This is a genomic window from Paracoccus sp. (in: a-proteobacteria) (assembly GCF_035556475.1).
Lineage (GTDB): Bacteria > Pseudomonadota > Alphaproteobacteria > Rhodobacterales > Rhodobacteraceae > Paracoccus.
Map to the genome: position 1 here is coordinate 1 of NZ_DATMFA010000058.1, position 18,501 is coordinate 18,501.

Genomic DNA, 18,501 nt, shown 5'->3' on the forward strand with positions numbered 1-18,501 from the left:
GCTCGAACACCATGTTGGCGCCGAGAACACCGTCCATCAGGTTGATTTCCGTCAGCTTTTGCCCCAGCTCTCCGCTGCTGCGCCCCTCGATCGTGACGACGATGCGGGAATTGTCATGGCCGTGGACCTCGACATTCGGGTGCCCGTCCAGCGCCTCCAGCACCGCGGGGACCGCGCGTGGGACGACCGTGATCACCGCCGAGGAGACGTGCCAGTTTTCATCCTGCATCGCTTGCCTCCGCTGAAAGGATTGCCCCCGGGACGAGTTGGATAGCGGCGCCGGGACAGGCCCCGAGGCAGGCGCCGCAGCCCGAGCATGTGCCTGCATCAAGGCTCGGCAGGAACGGCCCGCCGATCCGCGGGCGCATCGAGATCGCGCCTTCGGGGCAGACGTCGCGGCAGCTCATGCAGGTGACGCCAAGCGCGGCAAGGCAGTCGCCGCCGATTTCGGCGTGATGGGCCATGACCCGCACCTCGCCAAAGACCGGTTCCGGGCAGGCATCGGCGCATTTGCCGCAAAAGATGCACTCGCCCTGCCCGGCCAGCAGGATCACGCGCCCCGCATCGAGCCCGAGGATCCGCTCAGGACAGGCGCCAAGGCATTCGCCGCAGCCGGTGCAGGCGTCGATGGAGGCGTCGGTGATGCCCGGAGGTCGCGGCGCGAATGGCGGCGGGACGGGGCGGCCCTTCAGAAGCTGGCGGCGGGATATGCTGGCGGCGGCTGGCATATCGGGTCAATGCCCCGATGAGGGCGGGCCAGGCGGGCCGGTGACGACCTGATACATCCAGACCAGGAAGCCATAGCCCCCGACCACCGCCACCGAAAAGACCGGCCATATCGCGAAGGCCAGGAACAGAAACACCGCCAGTTCGCGTATGCGTTGTCCGGGCGAGGAATGTCTGGTCTGGATTTCGTCTGGTGAGGCAGGCAACGCGCATCTCCCTTTGCATCGCAATTAGGCAGATATTCGAAAGCTCACGATGACGTTAGCAGCGCAATCCGATCTTCGGAAGGCTAAAAATCGCCTTGGGGAGAGAATGAAGTTCCGAATGCCGCAGCTTTTCCCGAGCGTTTCCGGCATGTTTCGGGCCATAGCCTGCTCGGGATACGGGTTTTGGTGCCGCCGCATTGGCAAGATGTCCCGTAGTTGGAATTCGCGGGACGCTCTTGTCAGCAATTGCTGGGATTGATCCGGTAGGCGCGGAGGGATTCGAACCTTACTTTAGCGACGTAATATCAATATGTTACGAGACATTTTGTAACGGTGTGACGGCCCCTAAAATGGGCGATGTGACGTAGCGTCATATCGTTACACAAAGAAAGGGCGAGGATCGCTCCCCGCCCTTCCCATTTTCACCAACTAAGTAAGGTTCTGAGTGCCGCGTGACTGGAGTAGTCACCGCACCGTGACGGGGTTTTGGCTTCTCGGCCCGCGCACTCACCGTCTAATCGCAGCGCGTTCGGTGGGAAGCTTACCACCGGGCCGCGCCAGCCCTATACATTCCCTTACGGCTGGCGCGGCGGTGTGTCTCATGGGTCAGGCAGCTTTTTCTTCGCCTTGCTGATCGTGCATCCATTCGGCATAGCGCAGTTCGTTCGATGTCTGTTGGCGGACCTGCTCGGCCTTCAACAAGCGAACTTCCAGACGCGTAGCCTTCACCTCGGCCTTGGCAGCGACCAGTTCCGCCCTGAGACGCGAGACAACGGCCTCATGCTCGATCAGGTCAACCGACAGTTCATGCACCTGCTCTTGCCAGTTCGGGGCGGCGGAGCGGTTCACAAGGTCGTTCAGGTAGGGGTTAAGAGCCATTATGCAGTCTCCTTCTCGATATTCCGCAGCGCAAACAAACGTGCCGCAATCTCATGTGCGATATATGCAGCCGCCTCCCCGTGCAGATCAGCATCACACAGATGGCTCAGCATAGCCCGGACCACCCGGATATCGCGGCGTTCACTGGTGACGTCTTCCGCAGTGATGACGCGCAACTTGCGCGCTTCGCGTTCACGCTCAAGTTCCCGCACTTCGAAGCGCAAGGTGTCAGCTTCGCTGGCGCTTGCGCCGTTACCGGACTTCCTGTATTCAGTCATTCGCGTTCCTTTCTTGAACACTGGTGAAGCGTGGTGTTGCACCACCACGCGTTTGCCGAATCGCACCGGACGTTTCGGCAAATCCTCTACTGGACAGATCGCAAGAACCTGTCGCAAGGCAATTCGCTGTATCATCTAGTTATCCACAAGATATTGATATATGCGCATTTTATGCGCAGATCATTGCGTGAACATTCTAAACTTTGGGCAGTTTGAAAACTTCACGCAGCCAACACCACCACCTCTGCACCCTCGCGGCAGGCTTCCGGCATCACACCAGCGACAGCCAGAGCCTCGGCCAGCTTGCCATGCAGATCGCCCATGCCCGTGGCAGCGGCCATGAATGCGCCAGCCAGATCGGCCAGCAGGTCGGAATAAGCGGAATCAGAAAGATAGATGCTCGGCATGGTCTTGCTCATTGCTGATTTGGAATGCCCGGAATCTAGGCCGATGACGAATCCGGGTGCAAGAGGAAATATGCGTAAGTAACTGATTTTATTTTAGAAACTAAGTAAGTGCTTACTTAGGCGTGGAGCGGTTAGGACGGCCCTGCCGATGCAGGCAGGAACGACTTAGAACTTGCCGTAATTAGGTAGCGCCTCCATCTCGGCCTGCTCTATCGCGTCTTGCGCCGCCGCTGCCCGCTTAGCCTCGCGTTCGCGGACACGAACAACAAATTCAGCCTGTATCTGCGCCTCGGGCGCTCCCAACGCGCGACGGCGATCCAGCCATTTCTTATCGGCAGTTTGGTCCAGCTTGCGCTGCTTAATCTGCTCGGGCCTCAGCTTCGAAAGATCGGCATTCGGCTTGTCGCGCACCTTGCGGCGACCGGCATTATATTCCTCGCGTCCTGCATCCGCGCGCCACGCATCAATTTCATCGCGACGGCGCGCAACATCATCCTGTGCAGCCGCCACAGCTTTGCGGGCGTTCTCAATCTGGAGATTCAGGATCGCGACCTTGTTCGCGTCAGGGTCAGCCGGAAGCGCGGCGCGCTTGGCTTCCAGTTCGCGCAGCTTGCGGCTGGCCTTGTCATACCGCGTCAACCTGACCTCATCCATGATGGTGTCAGGATCGCTAGGATCGGGGTCTTGGAAGCTCACGCCGGTCCCTTTTGGAACACGCTCGGGAACCGGGGAAATCATCGCTTCAAGCTCGGAAATTAGCGCGTCGATGCGGCTATCGCCTTGCGGATTCTCGGGATTCTGCATATACTCAACTCAGCTTAGAAGACTTTGCAGGGGTTCGACGTTGCCGCGTCAGCCCCTGTTTCTATTTCGGGTCGCGCTCAATTTGATCGGCCAGATCAGCGGCAACGCCAAAACCCAAACTGTATTTCCGTCCGGTAACAGGCGAGATCAGACGGACGCCGTGCGCCATACGTTCAAGCTTGATGCCCGACAGAGCCGCCAACCCTTCAAGCCAGCGCTTCTTGCGTTCCACATCATCGGCAGTCAGGTCCGAACCAGCCTCGCGTAAGCTATCGACTAGCCGAGCGGCTTCAATGGCCGGAACTTCACTCTCGAAATCCGGCATTTCGATCCGAACAGTCGTGGCTGTCTTCGTGACAGAGATACCCGGAAGATCGGCGGGAATGGTGCCCTCGGCGATCTCGCGGCGAATTGCATCCTCCACCACCTGCACCATTGGGATACCCTTGGCCGCAGCGATCTGCCGAAGCTGTTCACCGCGCTCATCTGGCAGCTTCATGTTGAATGACATACTTGGTCGTCCTTTCGTTCCTGCGCCGGAGGATAGGAACACCCATCTATCGACGCAAGCACAAAGTGGAAGAATTTTGCACGTTACGTAAGCACTGAAGGGGGACCGAAGCATGGAAGAAAACTGCCCGAGTTATATACATATCTTAAGATGTTTTTGGTTATTTCCTAGAATAGTAGACGTATCGGGCAGTTTTCTTCCATGGCTTCCTCGGTCCACGGCGAAGCCCTTCTCCGCTCACGATGAACCATCCTCGGTCTATCGCGGGCTACGCCCGCTCCCTTCCTCGGTCGACAAGCGCCAGCGCCAAAACCACGTCTCGGTTAACCAGAACCCGCCGTGCCGCCCCGGCAATACACCGCAGAGACTCAGAGAGGCGCCGCAGAGTCCCGCAACGCCCCTTTCCGGTCCACCCCTACCCCGCAGCATGACTATGCCGCCCTACGGGCCTCTCAGAGGCTCCTAGCGAGGGGGCGCATCAATCCGCCCGGCACCATTTGCCGGACCATCTCGGTTTGCACGAAACCGCGTATGGATTTTTCAATCTCGCGCGTGATCGTCGCGGCCATTTCGTTGTCGGGCTGGACCCCGCCATTCGCCCCGGTGACATTGACGGTGGTGTTGATAGTGGCGCTGCCGATAGTCACACCCTCGGGCATAGCCGCAGAGGCGCTAGGCGAGTCACTGACGGCCCTTGCGACCTTCCCGGCAGCCGAGACAAGCCCGCCCTCGGCATAGCCCCTACGGGCGCTCTGGTGGAGCCGTTCGAGATTGCCCGCGCCGATGCGCTTCACCGTCTCGGCAGAGAAAACGTATTCGCCGCGATGAACCACGCCCGCAGGCTCATACTTGCCACCGCGCCCGGTATAACCGCCCTCGGCAAAGCCCAGCAGCCCGCCAACAGCGGTTCCGATACCACCAAGAAAGCCGCCCTCGCCGAACAAGCCAAGCGCGGCCTTCTGAAACTGCACCTCGGCCAGCTTCATCAATAGCTGTTTCAGCGCCTCGCCTGCGCTCATGGATCCGGTCAGGATGCCGGAAAACATCTCGGACAAGGTTTGCGCACCGCGCTGGCCCGCGTCCTCGATCTGTTTAAGCCGATCAGCGGCAGCGTCAGCCTGCTGGCCCGCCGTCACATACCCCTGCGCCAGCTTGTCGATTTCGGCGGTCAGGGCGGGTGTGATCGCCTTCCCCGCCTGTTGCGCGGCATGGAGCAGCTTGGCTTTCTCGGCTGCGAAAATGACGGCATCGCCGTAGTTCCGGCCCGCCGCAGCGCCCGCGATCAGGGCAGCGGATTCAAACTCCAGTTCCCGCGTCCGGTCGCGGATCGCCTGCGCCTCGCGGGCGTATTCGTCCAGCTTCGCAGCGCCACCAGAACCACCCTTGGAGCCGCCCGAGGCATTGGCGGCCTTGTCGGCGGCAGCGCGGGCGGCATCGGCATCAAGCGTTGCCTGCGCCGTGCTGGTGATCTCGGCATCGGTCAGGGTCGCGCCCGCCTCGGCAGCACGCTTGCGCACCGCCTCTTTCTCGCGTTCCAGCTTCAGGCCGTCGCTGGTGGCGATATTCCTGGCATTCTCGCTGGCGGTGAAGCGGTCATTGGCCGCGCGCATGGCATCAAGGCTATCCATGCTGGTCGCCTGTGCCGCGTGTTGCTGGCGCAGCGCTTCAAGCTGTTTGGTGCCGGGGTCGATCTGGGCGGCCTTCGCCAGTTCACCGACCAGCGCGGAAGCCTGCGCGGTGACAGAGGCGATCACGCTGCCCAGACGGCCAAGCTGCGACATGACGCCCGAGAATTGCGCCCGGTCGACATCCGAGAGGCTGGCGAACGCATCCTGCGCGCCCTTCTCGATCTCGCCTAGCTTGGCAGCAAAATCCTCGCCGGTCATGGTGCCGTCGCGGAAGTCCTGCCGGGCGCTTTCCAATTCGGCGGAAAGCGTGCGCAGCTGGTCGGCGGCTTCACCATAGCCCCAGCTATCAAGCTGGCCGATAGCCCCGCGCATGGCATTGCCCGCCGTGGCGGCTTCCTCGGCCAAGCGCTGATACTGGCCGTCAAGCTGGCGCAGCGCCTCGGCCTGTGCCTCCACCGCGTCCCGGTCGCGCTGCATGGCGTCGTATAGGTCATTCCCGAGGATCGCCCGGCCCTCGGTCTCGCTGGAAAAGATACCGTCCAGCCGGTCACGCAGATCGGTCAGTTCAACCGCAGCCTCGGCAATGGCGATGGCAGCGCGTTTGCCAAAGGATTCCACCCGCGCCGCCAATTCGCCGAACTTGCGGTCGATTTCGGCGGCCTTGTCGATCATCTCGCTATCCAGCACCGCGCCGACTTCATGGGCGCGTTGAATCGTCTGGTTCAGCGCGGATTCGCTTTGATTGGCGAGGGTGCCGAATTGTTCGCCCGCGCCGCCGAAAATCTCCTCAAGCATGAAAGACCGCCCGGCTTGGTCGAGGTTTTTCAGCTTGCCGAATATTTCGGTCATCAAGGCCGAAGGGTCTTTGAGCTTGGCTTTCAATTCCTCGGCGGAATATCCGAGTTTCTTGAAGGCATCCGCACCCGCACCCGTGCCATAGGTGAAGAACTCGCCCGCGCGGATATGAAGCTCTTTAATACCATCGGTTAGCGCGTCGATACCAACGCGGTTCTGATCGGCAACGAACTTCCATTCCTGCCACGTTTCGACAGAAACACCGGCCTTATCCGCCTCATTTCTGAAATTGGCGGTTTCCTTGGCGATGCGCAACACGCTGGTTGCCATCTGGTCCAGCCCACCAATAGCAATGCCACCGGCCACGCCACCAAGGAACGCGCCGCCCAGACCCTTCAGGGATGCCGGAATGCTGTTGAAGGCTTTGCCGATACGCGGGCCAAGCCCCTCATAGGCATCGCCGATCTTGCGGGCGTTCTGTTGCGCCAGCCGCTCCATGCGCTGCGATGCGCGCTGTTGCTGGGTGATGGCGCGGTTAAAATCCTTTTGCCATCCGGCAATATTCGCCTCGAGCTTGACCAACAGGCCGGTTTCATCAAGGGGCATTGTCAAACATCCTATTCGTTACGCTGCACTCAGCAGGTCAAAAATATCATCACGGCTATAGAGGCCGCCTTGTTCATGGGCGATGCGGGCACGGCTCACGGCCATCGCCGAGGCAACAGCCGCGTCAATGCGGCCGTTCGAGCGTTGCTTGTGCATCCTTATCAAACCAGATTGCGGGTTCGTGGAAACCGCGACGTTTGCCAAATGATTGCGAAGAACAGGGTCACCGTCATGGCGGATCAGATCGCCATTCACCGCCTTGACCAGTTCGCCAGTAGCTCGGGACATTTGCATAATGGATTGCGGATGTTGAAATATTGGAAGCCCGGCATCCTGAAGATTATGCATGATCTTTTCTGCAAGATGCGGATCGATAGCGATTTCCTGCACGTCATAGGTTGCGCAAAGTTGGCGAACGTAGTCCTCCACCTGTTTCTCATCAATGATGCCGCTCGGGCAAATTTCGATCAGGCTAGCGTCAGCCCATTCCTGATAGGGTGCGCGGTCCTTATCGCCCTTGGCCTTCAGATCGGCGGCAGGCACGAAACAGCGGTTGCGTAAGGTAATTTGGCCATCGTCGTGCCGGAAGGCGATGGAAACGGACGACAGGTCATCAGTTTGCGACAAGTCGATACCGATATAGGCCGGAAGCTGTTCAAGGTCGGCGGGGTCATCGTCCAGCTTGCGCTTGTCGTAGACGCCCAGATCAAACAGCGGATCACGGCTGTTCTGTTGCCAGACATTAAGATGATATTGCTGGATGCCATAAATCAAGTTTGGTGCGTTCTTAGCACGATTCACCTTATTGCGCAGGTCTTTGATATTCTGGAAACCATCGGCTAGACCGGGATTGCAGCGATGCCAGATAGCTTCGTCCGTCCAATCCTCGCCTTCTTGCATCTCAAACATGATCGGCAGAAAGGAAGGGTCAACAACCTCACCTGTGGCTATAGCGCGCGCTTCTTGATATGCCTTTATGGCAAACCCATCAGCTCCACGTCCCGCGGTGGTTGCAATAACCATCAGTGAGTTTTCTGTTTTGAAAAGACCGGATTCCATAACATCCATCATCTCGGAACCGCTTGCTTCCTTCCAAGCGTGGATTTCATCGGCCAAAACAAAGGTAGGTGATCCGCCGTTCTGCCGTGAACCATCGGAAGAAACAACCTCAAGCCAAGATTTATAGCCCGCAATCAGGCTATGAACCTCTTTCGCCGCGTTGCGCTGGTCGATGATCTTAGTGGCTTTAACAAGGTGTCGATTCATTCGGATGATCTCCATTGCCTCCTTGAAGGCAATTGAGGCTTGTTTCTTATCTGATGCGGCAAAGACAATCTCGCCACCCGGCACCTTTTCCGGCCCGATCAGGTGCAAAAGCGCCAGCGCCGCTGATAGCGTCGTCTTGCGGTTGCCGCGTGGAATATAGAAAAACACCCGCGTCACGATACGATGTCCGTCGGCATCGCGCGGTCCATAGATCGCCCGGATAATGCGTTCCTGCCATGGATAGAGAGTAAACGCCTTACCCGGTGCTTTGCTTTTGGGATGTTGCAAGGCGCGCAGGAATTGCACCGCGCGCTCGCCATGCCCGAGAGGGTCGGGAATGGGCGAGTTGTCATAGACCCATTCAGGGAAACTGGATTTCTGAGCCATCAGATCGCCAAGGGGTTCGGGCTGGTGTCGTCGTCGGCATCGCCGCCAGCAGCCATGCGGGCGCGGCTGGTCGGGGTCAGACCATATTCGGCGGCAAACTGGCGCGCGGCCTGCATGTAGCGGATTTGCAGCCCGCCAAGGCGCAGGTCAGGCAGACCGCCAGCCAGCGCCATCGCCTCGCCAATCTGGCGGGCAGCACCGGCAGCAACGCAATAGGCTTCCACGCCCGCTAGATCGGCTTTGGTGATGACGCCACGCGCCACCAGCAACGGCAGCACGCGCCGCCATTCGGCTTTGGCGTGGCTGGTAAGATAGGCCGGTGCGGGCGGTGCCTTGGTCAGGGCCTCCGCATCTTTGCCTATCGCAGGCTTCACGCCGCGCAGGTGCTTGCTCATGCCGCCACCGCCCGCAGTTCCAGCCCGCGCCTGCGCCCGATCTCGGCAAGTCCCACGATGTTGTAAGCCCTGCCACCCATGACCAGCCGGTCGGCGGTGGTGATCGCCACCAGCGGGAAGCGGATCAGGAACACGGCGCGGCCGTTATCCATCTCGCCGGGGCCGGTCAGGAACTCGGTCGTGCTGGCCTCTTTTATCTCGGCCCGCGTGGTCAGGATCGGCAGCCAGTCATCACGGCCAAAGAAATTCTCATCAACCAGCCGTCCGATGCGTTCGATCTGGATACGATGTTGCAGCTTTCCCGCCCGCATTAGCTGGCCCTCCAATAAATCACTGCGCGCAGGTTGATTGCAGCATGGGCAAAGGACATAGCCGGGTCAGGGTCAGGCACCCACGCCATAGCCGGGCGGTCCCATTCCTCAATCGTGCAACCTTGCGCGCGCGGCGCATCCATCAGTGCCAACATGGCAGCGCTGGTGATCTGACGCGCAATCGCACCTTGTTTGGCATCGGTCCAGATGTGCAGCATCATCCGCACCTCAGTCACGACATAGCCGCCGGATGCTCGCCCGAGGATTTCCACCTTGGCCGGTGCCATGGTGATGCCGGGCAGATCGCTGGGCCGCACCGTGCCAGCCAGAATGGACAGCGGCGAAACGTGTTGCACTACGCCGGATGTAGCAACAAGCGCCCCACCAACAGCACGTTGCAGAGCAATATCCGGGGTCATTGGCTGGCCTCGCGCATCGCCTTGCGCAGCAGCCGGTTGATACGGGCCTGCAAGCGGGTCCGGTTCAAGCGCCATGCCGGGTTGAAGAACGGTTGCGCGGGCATGGTGCCGGTGGTGGTGCCGTCCTTGTGCAGCCGGGGCTTGGTGCCGCCCTCCACAAGATGCGCGTGCCGGGCATCGGTATCGCCTGCCGTCACCAGCACCTCAAATTCGCCCGCCGTGCGCTGGCCGCCATCGGTCGAATGCGCGGGCGTGGTTTCACCGGGGCCGGTGACGTGGATACTCTCGATCAGGTCGCCGGTGCGCCGCGACGATTCCGCCAGCGCCCGCATATCGGCGGCGATTTCCTCGCCCGCCTTGACCAGCATAGGGCGAAGGACCGGCGCAGCGGCATCCCGCATGGCTTTCATCTTGCGGATAATGGCCTCGGAACCCTGCACCATCTTAGCCATTGGTGGCGGCCTCCGGCTCGGGCACATAGCCCACCACCTGCCGTTTGATACCAGATAGGGAGTCAATCACGCCGAATGGAAGCTGGTAAGGGCTGGAAAAGGTGACGGCCTCGCGGTTCTCATACCGATAGGCCACCAGCAGCAACGCGGCATCCACCATCAAGGGGCTATCTGCGTCAAACGGCAGGCCGGTATAGGATTCAACCCAAGCCTCAGCCCAACGGGTGAAGTGGGTCAGGATCGCATCATCGGCGGTTTCATCCGGCAGGAAGTTCAGGTGCGCCCGAACAAGGGCGGAAGGCAGGGGCATAACAGGTCACTCGTAAACACAGCACTAACAACTTAGTGTTATGTTATCACGTTGCAACCAGCAGAAAAAGTTATATTCCGCCTGTCTTGCGCGCGCCTCCCCCCGCCGGTTCCCGAGACAGGGCGGAAGTTTGAGAATACCCCCGCTCAACACGACACTTGATAGATGACACCAATAAACGACAGTTGACCTCCATCCAAGGCATGATATTTCAGCGTTAAAGCAAAGGGGGCGGGAAGATGAAAACGAGATTTCATTTGATAGATTCTGGATTCTATCCCGAAACACTACCGCCGTGCTTTACTTCTAGAGATGCAAAACGGGCATTCCGCGGGATAGTTAAGCGGCTGGATGATGAGAAATTCCATGAGCGAAAAACAGACTATGTGAGGTATAGCGCCACCAAGCACGATGGCAGCCGCCGATTGTTCGGAACGCCAAATATCATATCTTATTTTCATATATCAAGTTTTCTCTGGAAGAATTGGAAGAGCGTTGAGAAGGGGTTTGGCATATCAGATTTCTCCCTCGGCGCCCCAAAAGTTTTAAGCGCAAAGGATGATCGGGCAGTAAAGGTATCATCCCTGTCGGAACTTTCCGCGCGCGCCAATGAAAAACTCAGATACGCTCCTTTCATCCTTCAAGCCGATATCGCACAATGCTTTCCCTCAATATACACACACTCGATATCGTGGGCTGCCCACGGCATAGAAAAATCCAAGGCAGACACCGAGAAGAAATCCGAAGTCAATTACTTCAATGCGCTCGATTTTTTCGTGAGAAATGCACAGCGAGGAAATAGCAGGGGCGTCTTAATTGGTCCTGATGGCCACAGAATAATAGCAGAATTTATCCTCTCAAAGATCGACGAAGATTTAAAAAAGCAAATCGGCGATACCATTGTTGGTGCCGTTCGTCATGTTGATGATTACTATATAGGCCTTCGCACAGAGCATGATGCTCAGTCGGTATTGTCTCATCTGCGAGAAGCATTGGCAAACTTTGCTTTGAATTTAAACGACTACAAGACAAGAATTTACTCAAGCATGGAGCCAATAAATGATCTCTGGGCACAGAGATTGCGTGATTTTATGGCATTTGACTTCAGGAAGGTCCAAGTCGACAAGCTAGAGAGGGCAATCTCCGAGGCAGCTGCAACAGCTAGCGCCATTAAGTCAGACAGCCCTATTAAAATACTTCTACGATCACTCGATGAATCTGAAGTATATGATGACATTGAATGGGAATACGTCGAAAGCTATCTGCAGAGAATTATCCAGAAATTTCCTCATGCTTTGGACTATGCCTGCTTACTAACTGCAAAGCGGCATGCGCTTGAGGAATCTATAGACAAAGAGGGATGGCTCGCAGTTGCGGAGACAATTATCCCAAGAAGTCTCGCTTTAAATCACCATCACGAAGTGGTGTGGTTGATTTGGCTGTTAATAACTTGCGACATCTCTTTACCATGGGCACTTCTAGAGTTATTGGAAAAATCCCGAAACGGGCACATTAGGTCAATCCTCATTCAGGCATATGTCGATGGAAAAATTTCCAGAAAACCGCGGCTTTCGCTCGGGTCTGGCCTTTCTACGGTCGATGAAGATTGGCTTACACATCTAGTCGCCAAATCTCAAGGATACTCCTCAGCTAAATTTTCCGGAGATTTTTCATCGGAGTTTCAGCATCTATCCGACAGAAGAATTAAGCTTATAGATTTTCGAGAGCACGAGGATAAGATTAAAAAACGTGCCGTGAGGGCCATAAGTCGAACTAGATACGGTTACGACGATGACAGCGCATGGGAAGATGATGGGCTTGAGTTCTAAAAGCAGTGCTGCGTTCGAATGCTTTCCCATCTCTGCTTTACCGAACTATGGCAAGGCGTGCACAGCGCCTGCCAGTTGTTCCAGTTCCAGAACAGCGCCTTGTCGCCCCTATGGGGCTTGATATGGTCAACTAGGGTCGCGTCGGCACCGCACATGGCGCAGCAGGGATGAAGGCGCAGGATCTCGGCCCGTGCCTTCTCCCATTCCCGCGTATAGCCGCGCTGGCGGCTATTGGGCCGGGTGCGGTCATAGCGGCGCTTGCGCTCAAGCTGACGGGCTTCCTGACAAGCACAGAGAACGCCGTGCGACACGATGGCACCGCAAGAACAGAGGCGCGGAGGCTTAGGCACTGTGGCGGGCTTTCAGGGCTTGCAGCCCGTGGCGGTCAAATTCGGGATCGAGGCCAGCGTCTATGTTCGCTTGGCGCTGTTCGGCGGACTGGCCGGGCCTCTTGCCGCTCATGGCGTCGGCGATGCGCTCCTGCCGGTCGTAATAGGCCGTCGCAATCAGGGTTAGCTCGCGCGGGCTGGCGGTCCAGACCTCAGCAGGCGGCCAGCCCACAATCACAGTGCCGAAAGTGAATAGATTGGTCAGATGCTCGGCGGTGGTGATCACCATGACCGGTGCCGGAGCCTCGGGCGCTGCATCTGGTTCCGGCAACAGGTGCTGCAATAGATCAAGGCAAGCCGCCTGCGCAGGACCAAGGAAGGGCGCAAGCGGCTTGCCAGACAGCGACGCCAGTAAGGAAAGCGCCGCTGCCTGATCCGTCGCGGTGGCGAGTAACACCTGACGGATTCCGGTATAGGATTGGCGCATGAGGCTATCCCCTGCGCCGGGGATGCCGCCCGGCAGATTGTCCAAGGCGACAGCAGCCCGCAGGGACGCCCTGAGCGTCACGGCATGGTTGCCGTGGCACAGGGTGGTCTCAAAGGCGGGCTGCAAGGGCATTAGCTGGCGGTGCGCAGCTTGATGAAGGCCGAAGGCATGGTGACACGGGCACCAACGCGGCGGCGAGCGGTGATGCGGTAAATATCCGTCTTAGCACCGGTGATTCCGTCGCGGATCAGTTCCAGCCCCACGCGGTCAGCGATGGTATAGCCAAAGCCAAAATCACCGAAGAGAACCGGCGTGCTATCCGCTTCCATCAGCGGCATATCCCGCGACGAATAGACCGGGCGGCCCAGCAGAGTGGCGGGCTGACCATTCGCTAGACCATCCTGCCAGAGATAATCCCCGGTCGTATTCGCCAGCATACGAATAGCGGCGATGGTCTGGGGGTGCATCAGCCATGCGCCGTTGTTCGCGTGTTCCTGAGGCAGTTCATAGAACATGCTAATCAGGTCGTTCGGTTGCACCATTGCAGCAGTGCCGTCATATTCCGCGATGCCCGCCGATGCCGACATGACACCTTCCGGGGCCGTGGTGCCGTCGCCGTTGACGAACCATTGCGACTCCTTCAGCGCGAATTGCTTGGCGATATGGCCGGTAACAAAGGCTTCAAGGTTGACGTGCGAATCTTCCAGCAGCGAAAGCGTCATCGGGACGCTCACACCGGCGAGGAACGGCTCAAGCGTGATTTCCTCAAAGCTAGGCTCATCGTCGGGCTTGGTGCCGGTTTCAGAGACGATCTGCGGCTGCACACTATCCACCAGACGGGGCACCTTCAGCGACGGGCCAGACATCTGAATGACCGTCGCAAGCTGACGAACCGGCGACATCTCCACCACCTTTTCCAGAATAGTGGTGCTGGTCGAATCCGGGGCCAGAATGCCGCCGGTCGAAGGCGCATTGACGGCAAGCGCTTTCAATTCCGAGGCGTCACCCGTGCGGATGAAGTCCGCAAAAGCCTTGGTTGCCTTTTCAACATTGCCAAGGTGGATTGTCGGTGCGCCCGGACGGTTCGCCTTGGCTTCCAGCTTGTCGAGGCGCGACAGCACCGCGTTGAGGGCCTTGGTGTCGATCTGGGCCGCGTCATTGGCCGGGGTCTTGGTTTCGGCCTTCTGGGCCAGTTCTGCGTTTTCCATAACAGTTTCCTCGTTAACAGGGTGGGATTTAACAGCGCTAATTCGCGCATCGGGATGGACGGGGTTTTGACAGAGCGAGATTTCAGTAAGCGAAACCTCAACAAATTGCCTGCCGCCGCTCGGCAGGCGACGGAACAGCGCATTGTTAAAGGCGACAGACAGCCCCTTAATGACGCCGTTTTTCAAATAGCGATGCGCTGATTTCGCGCCGCTGATACCTTCAAGGAACAGTCGGCCTTTCACCTCCAAACCCTTGTCGGTTTCGGTGATGGTTTCCCAAACGCCGATAGCTTTAGACTGGTCATGTTCAAGGCAAATCGGCAGTTGCGACGGAAGGTTGAAGGCGCCCGGTTCGATGGTGTCGCCAACTTTGTCGGGGCCAGAGAACGGCCACGCGATACCCGAGATTTCACCAGCTTCCGAAACAGAAAGCTGCGCCTTGGTTTCGATCCGGTCGAGGGTTTCGAGGTTGTCAGCCATGGGTTACTCCTCCTCGGCTTTCAATGCGGCTTCTGTGCCCAACCACCTGCAAGCAAGGATCGCAGTTGCCAGCGGTCGCACCTCGGCAATGGGGCGGTTGCGGGCGTAGCTGTTGACCAGCCGGGCGGCTTCCTCGGGGTTGGTGCCACCGCCGATCAGCCCGAGGCGGATAACCTCGGACAGATCGGCCAGCTTGAAGGATTGACCGACAAGGCGCTGGAACAGGGTGCCGATGCCGGTGCCGGTAATGGTTTCCAGTTCCATGACCAGTTCGTCGGTCAGGGTGAACGGGCGTTCCTTGTCGCCAAAGAACGCGGTGGCGGTGATGCTCATGCGTCACCAGCGACAGGCAGCTCAATCATGGCGCGCACTTCGGCGGCGGTCAGGATACCGGCATTGACAAGTGCCAGGACAGTTTGCATCGCCGCCAGCATGATCACCAGATCATTCGGTTCATCATTCATCGGGGTTTTCCTTGATCAGTGCGGGCGCGGTCGGACCGAGAAGCACGCGCACAACAGCTTCCTGCCACGGTTTCAGGTTCTCCCTCATGCATCACCATCCAGATTGAACAGCGTGCGGACCTCGCGCGGCGCGATTACCTTGGAGCGAACAAGGCTGATCACGCGATCAAAGGTATCCTTGTCCTCGCTCAGCAATTCGAGAAATGATTTCTTCTGGTCGGGTTTCATTCTTCTGTCTCATTAGCTTGGGGTTCGGGCGCGGTCGCGCCGCCGTCCGAGGTGGTGAAGGGATTTATAAGATCATTACCGCCGGGTAGCGGCGGCATATTCATACCAGAACGAACATCGTTAGGCGTATAGGCCCGCATTGCGACAAACTGGGAATAGGCAGTAGCTTGCGCGGCGAAGTCCACCGAAAGCATCACTTTCGGTTCATACTCTATTTCGATTTCGTCGGAATCCTCCGGCGATAGCAGAACCTGCGCATATGCATCCTTCCACCGATCCAGCCACGGTTTAATACTCCACTGCATGAACTGCAGTGCAAGCTGTTCAGTATTTGCCATAGTGCCATGGCTCAATTCCCAAAGCATTGTTACTGGAATGCGGAAGGCGCGCGCGATCTCGCGGATTTGCTCGATTCGATTATTGTAAAATTCCGCATCCGTGTTGCTCGTGGAGAGCGGGTAGTATTGGAATCCCCGATCCAGAATGGCGGTGCGACCAGAATTTTCGCCAGCATGGACGTCATTCCACCGCTTGATCATTTTTTCGAGTTCAGCAGTGCCCTTATCACCACTTACTTTTTCGGTGGTCGCTAGATAGCCGCTGGGACGGCCAGCACGCCCGAACCAGTTGGCAAGATGTTGCTCCGCAGCCAGAGCAAGGCCAATGGCCTCCTTGGCGTGGGTGATCGGGGAAACGCCGTCCAAAGTGCTGATATGCAGCACATCGGTATAAGGCAGCACGGTATCACCGCCACCTTTTAGGCGGATGCGATAGGACGGCTCGTCGTAATCATCGGTTTCAACCGAAACGGCGGCGGGGTCGAGGCGGTGAAGTTCGAGGGGCTTACCTTCGCCGTTGCGCACCACCTGCGCAAAGCCATGACCGCACAGCAGGGCATCGCGGGTCAGTTGCCCTCGCAGCTTCCCGGCGCTGGTCCAAGGGTTCGATCTTTTGCGAACAATTTTGAATGCCGGGTGTTGCCGCAGAACTTCCTTTGATACTTCATCATGCGGTTTGAAGGGCATGATTGCGCAGCTTTCGGATATAAACCCGATAGCGGCGGCGACGGCAGGAACGCGCAGGGCGGTGCTACTGGTGACGGTGACGCCGGATCGCACCGGCACGCCTGCAAACAAGCCGTAGGCCTCGGGGCTGGTCAGCGTGAAGGCTTTGGATTCTGTGACGCCTTGCCCGATTTCGCGGGCAAGGCGCTGGGTGATACTGGGCAACGTGATACTCGCAACAACTTCCTATGCGTTACAATGTAGCACTACCAGAAGTTATTACAAGCGCTCATGTTGTTATGAAATTCATTCAAGTTTGTAGTCTGGCAATTGATCGATGACACGCGCCTTCGCGTTTAGGGTCACGTCGCCGTAGTTCTCCCCGGCAGTCCTGCCCATGTGGCCTTGCATGGCGTCGACAACCCGTATCGTCAGACCTAGTTCAAGAGCCTGAGTTTTCAGCCGGTGCCGCCAAGCATAGTTGGGCTGATCCACCTCATCCGGGGTAAGCCCCTCTTTTCGGAGCCATCGCGCTAGTTGATCGGATGTAGTTTGAGCCGCGCGGCTATACTTCGCGCTGTCCGTCGCACCGTGAAACAGCGGGCCGGGTTTCGCCGCGTTCACGAACTCAATAAACCCTTCCTTGATGATCTGGCGATGAATAGGAACGTCGCGATAGCCGCCAGACTTCACCGTGCCCGCATCGGGTGAAATCCGAATGATATAGCGGTCATCTTCCTTCCGCACATCTTCCTTCCGCAACTGCGACATTTCCGAAACCCGCGCACCCGAGAAGGCACAGAGGATCGGCACCCAACGCTTTGCGGCGGTCATGTGCGTTGTCTCACGGATGAAGCCGAACTGATTTGGCCGGGGTATATGCGCCCTAGACGCTTTCAGCACCACAACCGCCTCTTTGTCGGTATACCCTCTCTCGCGCGAATATACCTTGCGCGGCTTGGCCTGTTTAACTGTGCCCGCTGGATTATCCGGCAGGTGTTCGTTTTCGTGCGCCCATTTGAACATAGACCGCACCGCAGACAGATAAATATCGCTCACGGTCTTTGCCGCGAGCTTGGTTAGCAAATGATCGCGCCAAGCGAGTAGGTCTTTCTTCGCCACCTTTCGAGCGTCGCAATGCCCCAGAAACTCGCACAGGTTTTCAATCACCGGCCTGTCACGCTTGCCGCCGTCCTTCATAAACCCCGCTCGAACGCGCGCGGTAACGTAGTCCTTGTGAAGCCGCCGCAAGTTTACCGGCTCGGGTTCATCCTCGGGCGGCTTGGCGTTCACCAGCAAGGGCGTTGACGGCTGGCCGGTGAAGTTACCTTCGTCCCGTTCCACAACGCGCGCCAGCGCCTCTAGCTCGGCGCTGCACAGGGCACGAGCGATGGTCCGCCATTCATCAGAACCGGGCGCAGCGTCTAGGTTTCCAACGGCCCGGAAACGCTCGATGCGCGCGCCCATAACCTCGGCAAGCTCCCGGTCGCTTAGTCGCCCGGCTGCACCGCTGCGCAGCGACGTCACATAGCCATCATCAATGCTGATAGCGGAAGCAACCGGATACATCGGACTGTTGCGCATCTGGTCGTCAAACGCGAGGCGCTGCGCGTAGTGACTAGCCGCGATCTGATCCGGCGCGAGGGGATAGCGCATCGGCGCGGCTGCGCTATTAGCCGGTGCGGCCTTCCGCTCAGCCTGTGCGATCTGGTGTTGAAGGGTCGCGACCGCGCCCGGCAGATGCTTCATGGCGGTTCTGCGATCCGGCCCGAGGGGCGCGCGAAGCTCGGTCTTTCCGACGATCTTGCGCAGGTCTTTCGGCACCACCAGCCGGGCGAAGAACCTGCCGTCCCGGTTCAAAAGATACTTCTGCGCACCAGCCATCGCCCACCTACTTTGTAACAGTGTTTGTAACAGTAGAACGGACTAACCCCAGAAAAACAAAGGGATTCTAGCAATTTCTGGGATTGATCCGGTAGGCGCGGAGGGATTCGAACCCCCAACCAAGGCGTTATGAGCGCCCTGCTCTAACCGTTGAGCTACACGCCCGAACCGTGACGTGACCTAGGCCGCAGGGGCGGCCGCCGTCAAG

Annotated in this window: 24 protein-coding genes and 1 tRNA gene; 1 reads left to right on the plus strand and 24 read right to left on the minus strand. The window is 58.3% G+C overall.

Translation table 11 applies throughout. The annotated features are described in order from the left end of the window. From VNQ78_RS07585 to VNQ78_RS07655, 15 genes are all read right to left on the minus strand, one after another. A partial coding sequence (locus VNQ78_RS07585; RefSeq protein WP_325688302.1) for a chaperone NapD occupies positions 1–229 on the minus strand: 229 nt, incomplete at its 3' end. Continuing rightward, complete coding sequence (locus VNQ78_RS07590; RefSeq protein ID WP_325688304.1) at positions 219–728, minus strand: ferredoxin-type protein NapF; 510 nt, start codon at positions 726–728, stop codon at positions 219–221. The genes VNQ78_RS07590 and VNQ78_RS07585, both read right to left, overlap by 11 nt. Positions 729–734: 6 nt before the next feature. Next, positions 735–932 (minus strand): periplasmic nitrate reductase, NapE protein, encoded by a 198-nt coding sequence (napE, locus tag VNQ78_RS07595; RefSeq protein WP_325688306.1) that lies wholly within the window; start codon positions 930–932, stop codon positions 735–737. 606 nt (positions 933–1,538) lie between these two features. Then, the gene (locus VNQ78_RS07600) at positions 1,539–1,811 is read right to left on the minus strand and encodes a hypothetical protein (protein ID WP_325688308.1); all 273 of its coding nucleotides are present in this window, start codon (positions 1,809–1,811) and stop codon (positions 1,539–1,541) included. Further along, positions 1,811–2,224 carry a hypothetical protein gene (locus VNQ78_RS07605; RefSeq protein WP_325688310.1) on the minus strand — a complete coding sequence of 138 codons (414 nt, stop codon included), beginning with the start codon at positions 2,222–2,224 and terminating at the stop codon, positions 1,811–1,813. Before VNQ78_RS07605 ends, VNQ78_RS07600 begins: the two co-directional genes overlap by 1 nt. A gap of 86 nt (positions 2,225–2,310) precedes the next feature. Continuing rightward, complete coding sequence (locus VNQ78_RS07610) at positions 2,311–2,496, minus strand: hypothetical protein (protein ID WP_325688312.1); 186 nt, start codon at positions 2,494–2,496, stop codon at positions 2,311–2,313. Between the two features lie 165 nt (positions 2,497–2,661). Next, positions 2,662–3,300, minus strand: coding sequence for a hypothetical protein (locus VNQ78_RS07615; RefSeq protein WP_325688314.1), 639 nt, complete (start codon positions 3,298–3,300; stop codon positions 2,662–2,664). A gap of 61 nt (positions 3,301–3,361) precedes the next feature. After that, on the minus strand, positions 3,362–3,811 hold the full coding sequence (locus VNQ78_RS07620; protein WP_325688316.1) for a hypothetical protein: 450 nt from the start codon (positions 3,809–3,811) through the stop codon (positions 3,362–3,364). Between the two features lie 452 nt (positions 3,812–4,263). Continuing rightward, on the minus strand, positions 4,264–6,840 hold the full coding sequence (locus tag VNQ78_RS07625; protein WP_325688318.1) for a hypothetical protein: 2,577 nt from the start codon (positions 6,838–6,840) through the stop codon (positions 4,264–4,266). Between the two features lie 18 nt (positions 6,841–6,858). Beyond that, a complete protein-coding gene (locus tag VNQ78_RS07630; RefSeq protein WP_325688321.1) occupies positions 6,859–8,493 on the minus strand; it encodes a terminase large subunit in 1,635 nt (544 codons plus the stop codon). Continuing rightward, complete coding sequence (locus VNQ78_RS07635) at positions 8,493–8,888, minus strand: P27 family phage terminase small subunit (RefSeq protein ID WP_325688323.1); 396 nt, start codon at positions 8,886–8,888, stop codon at positions 8,493–8,495. The genes VNQ78_RS07630 and VNQ78_RS07635 overlap by 1 nt, the downstream gene beginning before the upstream one ends. After that, positions 8,885–9,199, minus strand: coding sequence for a head-tail adaptor protein (locus VNQ78_RS07640; RefSeq protein WP_325688325.1), 315 nt, complete (start codon positions 9,197–9,199; stop codon positions 8,885–8,887). Before VNQ78_RS07640 ends, VNQ78_RS07635 begins: the two co-directional genes overlap by 4 nt. After that, positions 9,199–9,618, minus strand: coding sequence for a tail completion protein gp17 (gp17, locus tag VNQ78_RS07645; RefSeq protein WP_325688327.1), 420 nt, complete (start codon positions 9,616–9,618; stop codon positions 9,199–9,201). The genes VNQ78_RS07640 and gp17 overlap by 1 nt, the downstream gene beginning before the upstream one ends. After that, positions 9,615–10,070 carry an HK97-gp10 family putative phage morphogenesis protein gene (locus tag VNQ78_RS07650; RefSeq protein WP_325688329.1) on the minus strand — a complete coding sequence of 152 codons (456 nt, stop codon included), beginning with the start codon at positions 10,068–10,070 and terminating at the stop codon, positions 9,615–9,617. Before VNQ78_RS07650 ends, gp17 begins: the two co-directional genes overlap by 4 nt. Further along, a complete protein-coding gene (locus VNQ78_RS07655) occupies positions 10,063–10,380 on the minus strand; it encodes a head-tail connector protein (RefSeq protein WP_325688331.1) in 318 nt (105 codons plus the stop codon). The genes VNQ78_RS07650 and VNQ78_RS07655 overlap by 8 nt, the downstream gene beginning before the upstream one ends. Before the next feature lie 239 nt (positions 10,381–10,619). Here VNQ78_RS07655 and VNQ78_RS07660 point away from each other — a divergent pair, with 239 nt between their 5' ends. Then, positions 10,620–12,209 (plus strand): RNA-directed DNA polymerase, encoded by a 1,590-nt coding sequence (locus VNQ78_RS07660; RefSeq protein WP_325688333.1) that lies wholly within the window; start codon positions 10,620–10,622, stop codon positions 12,207–12,209. On the opposite strand, the gene VNQ78_RS07665 is transcribed toward VNQ78_RS07660, so the two are convergent. The 9 genes from VNQ78_RS07665 to VNQ78_RS07705 all read right to left on the minus strand — a co-directional run bounded on the left by VNQ78_RS07665 (position 12,206) and on the right by VNQ78_RS07705 (position 18,458). Next, positions 12,206–12,520 carry an HNH endonuclease gene (locus VNQ78_RS07665; protein ID WP_414694051.1) on the minus strand — a complete coding sequence of 105 codons (315 nt, stop codon included), beginning with the start codon at positions 12,518–12,520 and terminating at the stop codon, positions 12,206–12,208. The genes VNQ78_RS07660 and VNQ78_RS07665 overlap by 4 nt on opposite strands. Before the next feature lie 31 nt (positions 12,521–12,551). Beyond that, positions 12,552–13,025, minus strand: a complete 474-nt coding sequence (locus VNQ78_RS07670) for a hypothetical protein (protein ID WP_325688338.1) — start codon at positions 13,023–13,025, stop codon at positions 12,552–12,554. A 131-nt stretch (positions 13,026–13,156) separates the two neighbouring features. Beyond that, on the minus strand, positions 13,157–14,713 hold the full coding sequence (locus VNQ78_RS07675; RefSeq protein ID WP_325688340.1) for a phage major capsid protein: 1,557 nt from the start codon (positions 14,711–14,713) through the stop codon (positions 13,157–13,159). A 3-nt stretch (positions 14,714–14,716) separates the two neighbouring features. Continuing rightward, positions 14,717–15,046: a gene transfer agent family protein gene (locus VNQ78_RS07680; protein ID WP_325688343.1), complete on the minus strand. Its 330-nt coding sequence runs from the start codon at positions 15,044–15,046 to the stop codon at positions 14,717–14,719. Continuing rightward, a complete protein-coding gene (locus VNQ78_RS07685) occupies positions 15,043–15,177 on the minus strand; it encodes a hypothetical protein (RefSeq protein ID WP_325688345.1) in 135 nt (44 codons plus the stop codon). The genes VNQ78_RS07680 and VNQ78_RS07685 overlap by 4 nt, the downstream gene beginning before the upstream one ends. Positions 15,178–15,261: 84 nt before the next feature. Then, positions 15,262–15,405 carry a hypothetical protein gene (locus VNQ78_RS07690; RefSeq protein WP_325688347.1) on the minus strand — a complete coding sequence of 48 codons (144 nt, stop codon included), beginning with the start codon at positions 15,403–15,405 and terminating at the stop codon, positions 15,262–15,264. Next, a complete protein-coding gene (locus VNQ78_RS07695; protein WP_325688349.1) occupies positions 15,402–16,634 on the minus strand; it encodes a phage portal protein in 1,233 nt (410 codons plus the stop codon). The genes VNQ78_RS07690 and VNQ78_RS07695 overlap by 4 nt, the downstream gene beginning before the upstream one ends. 81 nt (positions 16,635–16,715) lie before the next feature. Continuing rightward, positions 16,716–18,293: an integrase gene (locus tag VNQ78_RS07700; protein ID WP_325688351.1), complete on the minus strand. Its 1,578-nt coding sequence runs from the start codon at positions 18,291–18,293 to the stop codon at positions 16,716–16,718. Positions 18,294–18,385: 92 nt separating this feature from the next. Next, positions 18,386–18,458: transfer RNA gene (locus VNQ78_RS07705), tRNA-Ile, on the minus strand. Positions 18,459–18,501 lie beyond the last annotated feature (43 nt).

What these genes read in the sequence shown, in the direction of transcription:
- VNQ78_RS07590 (WP_325688304.1), bottom strand. Translation starts at nt 728, where the DNA reads ATGCCAGCCGCCGCCAGCATATCCCGCCGCCAGCTTCTGAAGGGCCGC.
- VNQ78_RS07600 (WP_325688308.1), bottom strand. Translation starts at nt 1,811, where the DNA reads ATGGCTCTTAACCCCTACCTGAACGACCTTGTGAACCGCTCCGCCGCC.
- VNQ78_RS07605 (WP_325688310.1), bottom strand. Translation starts at nt 2,224, where the DNA reads ATGATACAGCGAATTGCCTTGCGACAGGTTCTTGCGATCTGTCCAGTA.
- VNQ78_RS07610 (WP_325688312.1), bottom strand. Translation starts at nt 2,496, where the DNA reads ATGCCGAGCATCTATCTTTCTGATTCCGCTTATTCCGACCTGCTGGCC.
- VNQ78_RS07615 (WP_325688314.1), bottom strand. Translation starts at nt 3,300, where the DNA reads ATGCAGAATCCCGAGAATCCGCAAGGCGATAGCCGCATCGACGCGCTA.
- VNQ78_RS07620 (WP_325688316.1), bottom strand. Translation starts at nt 3,811, where the DNA reads ATGTCATTCAACATGAAGCTGCCAGATGAGCGCGGTGAACAGCTTCGG.
- VNQ78_RS07625 (WP_325688318.1), bottom strand. Translation starts at nt 6,840, where the DNA reads ATGCCCCTTGATGAAACCGGCCTGTTGGTCAAGCTCGAGGCGAATATT.
- VNQ78_RS07630 (WP_325688321.1), bottom strand. Translation starts at nt 8,493, where the DNA reads ATGGCTCAGAAATCCAGTTTCCCTGAATGGGTCTATGACAACTCGCCC.
- VNQ78_RS07635 (WP_325688323.1), bottom strand. Translation starts at nt 8,888, where the DNA reads ATGAGCAAGCACCTGCGCGGCGTGAAGCCTGCGATAGGCAAAGATGCG.
- VNQ78_RS07640 (WP_325688325.1), bottom strand. Translation starts at nt 9,199, where the DNA reads ATGCGGGCGGGAAAGCTGCAACATCGTATCCAGATCGAACGCATCGGA.
- gp17 (WP_325688327.1), bottom strand. Translation starts at nt 9,618, where the DNA reads ATGACCCCGGATATTGCTCTGCAACGTGCTGTTGGTGGGGCGCTTGTT.
- VNQ78_RS07650 (WP_325688329.1), bottom strand. Translation starts at nt 10,070, where the DNA reads ATGGCTAAGATGGTGCAGGGTTCCGAGGCCATTATCCGCAAGATGAAA.
- VNQ78_RS07655 (WP_325688331.1), bottom strand. Translation starts at nt 10,380, where the DNA reads ATGCCCCTGCCTTCCGCCCTTGTTCGGGCGCACCTGAACTTCCTGCCG.
- VNQ78_RS07660 (WP_325688333.1), top strand. Translation starts at nt 10,620, where the DNA reads ATGAAAACGAGATTTCATTTGATAGATTCTGGATTCTATCCCGAAACA.
- VNQ78_RS07670 (WP_325688338.1), bottom strand. Translation starts at nt 13,025, where the DNA reads ATGCGCCAATCCTATACCGGAATCCGTCAGGTGTTACTCGCCACCGCG.
- VNQ78_RS07675 (WP_325688340.1), bottom strand. Translation starts at nt 14,713, where the DNA reads ATGGCTGACAACCTCGAAACCCTCGACCGGATCGAAACCAAGGCGCAG.
- VNQ78_RS07680 (WP_325688343.1), bottom strand. Translation starts at nt 15,046, where the DNA reads ATGAGCATCACCGCCACCGCGTTCTTTGGCGACAAGGAACGCCCGTTC.
- VNQ78_RS07685 (WP_325688345.1), bottom strand. Translation starts at nt 15,177, where the DNA reads ATGAATGATGAACCGAATGATCTGGTGATCATGCTGGCGGCGATGCAA.
- VNQ78_RS07690 (WP_325688347.1), bottom strand. Translation starts at nt 15,405, where the DNA reads ATGAAACCCGACCAGAAGAAATCATTTCTCGAATTGCTGAGCGAGGAC.
- VNQ78_RS07700 (WP_325688351.1), bottom strand. Translation starts at nt 18,293, where the DNA reads ATGGCTGGTGCGCAGAAGTATCTTTTGAACCGGGACGGCAGGTTCTTC.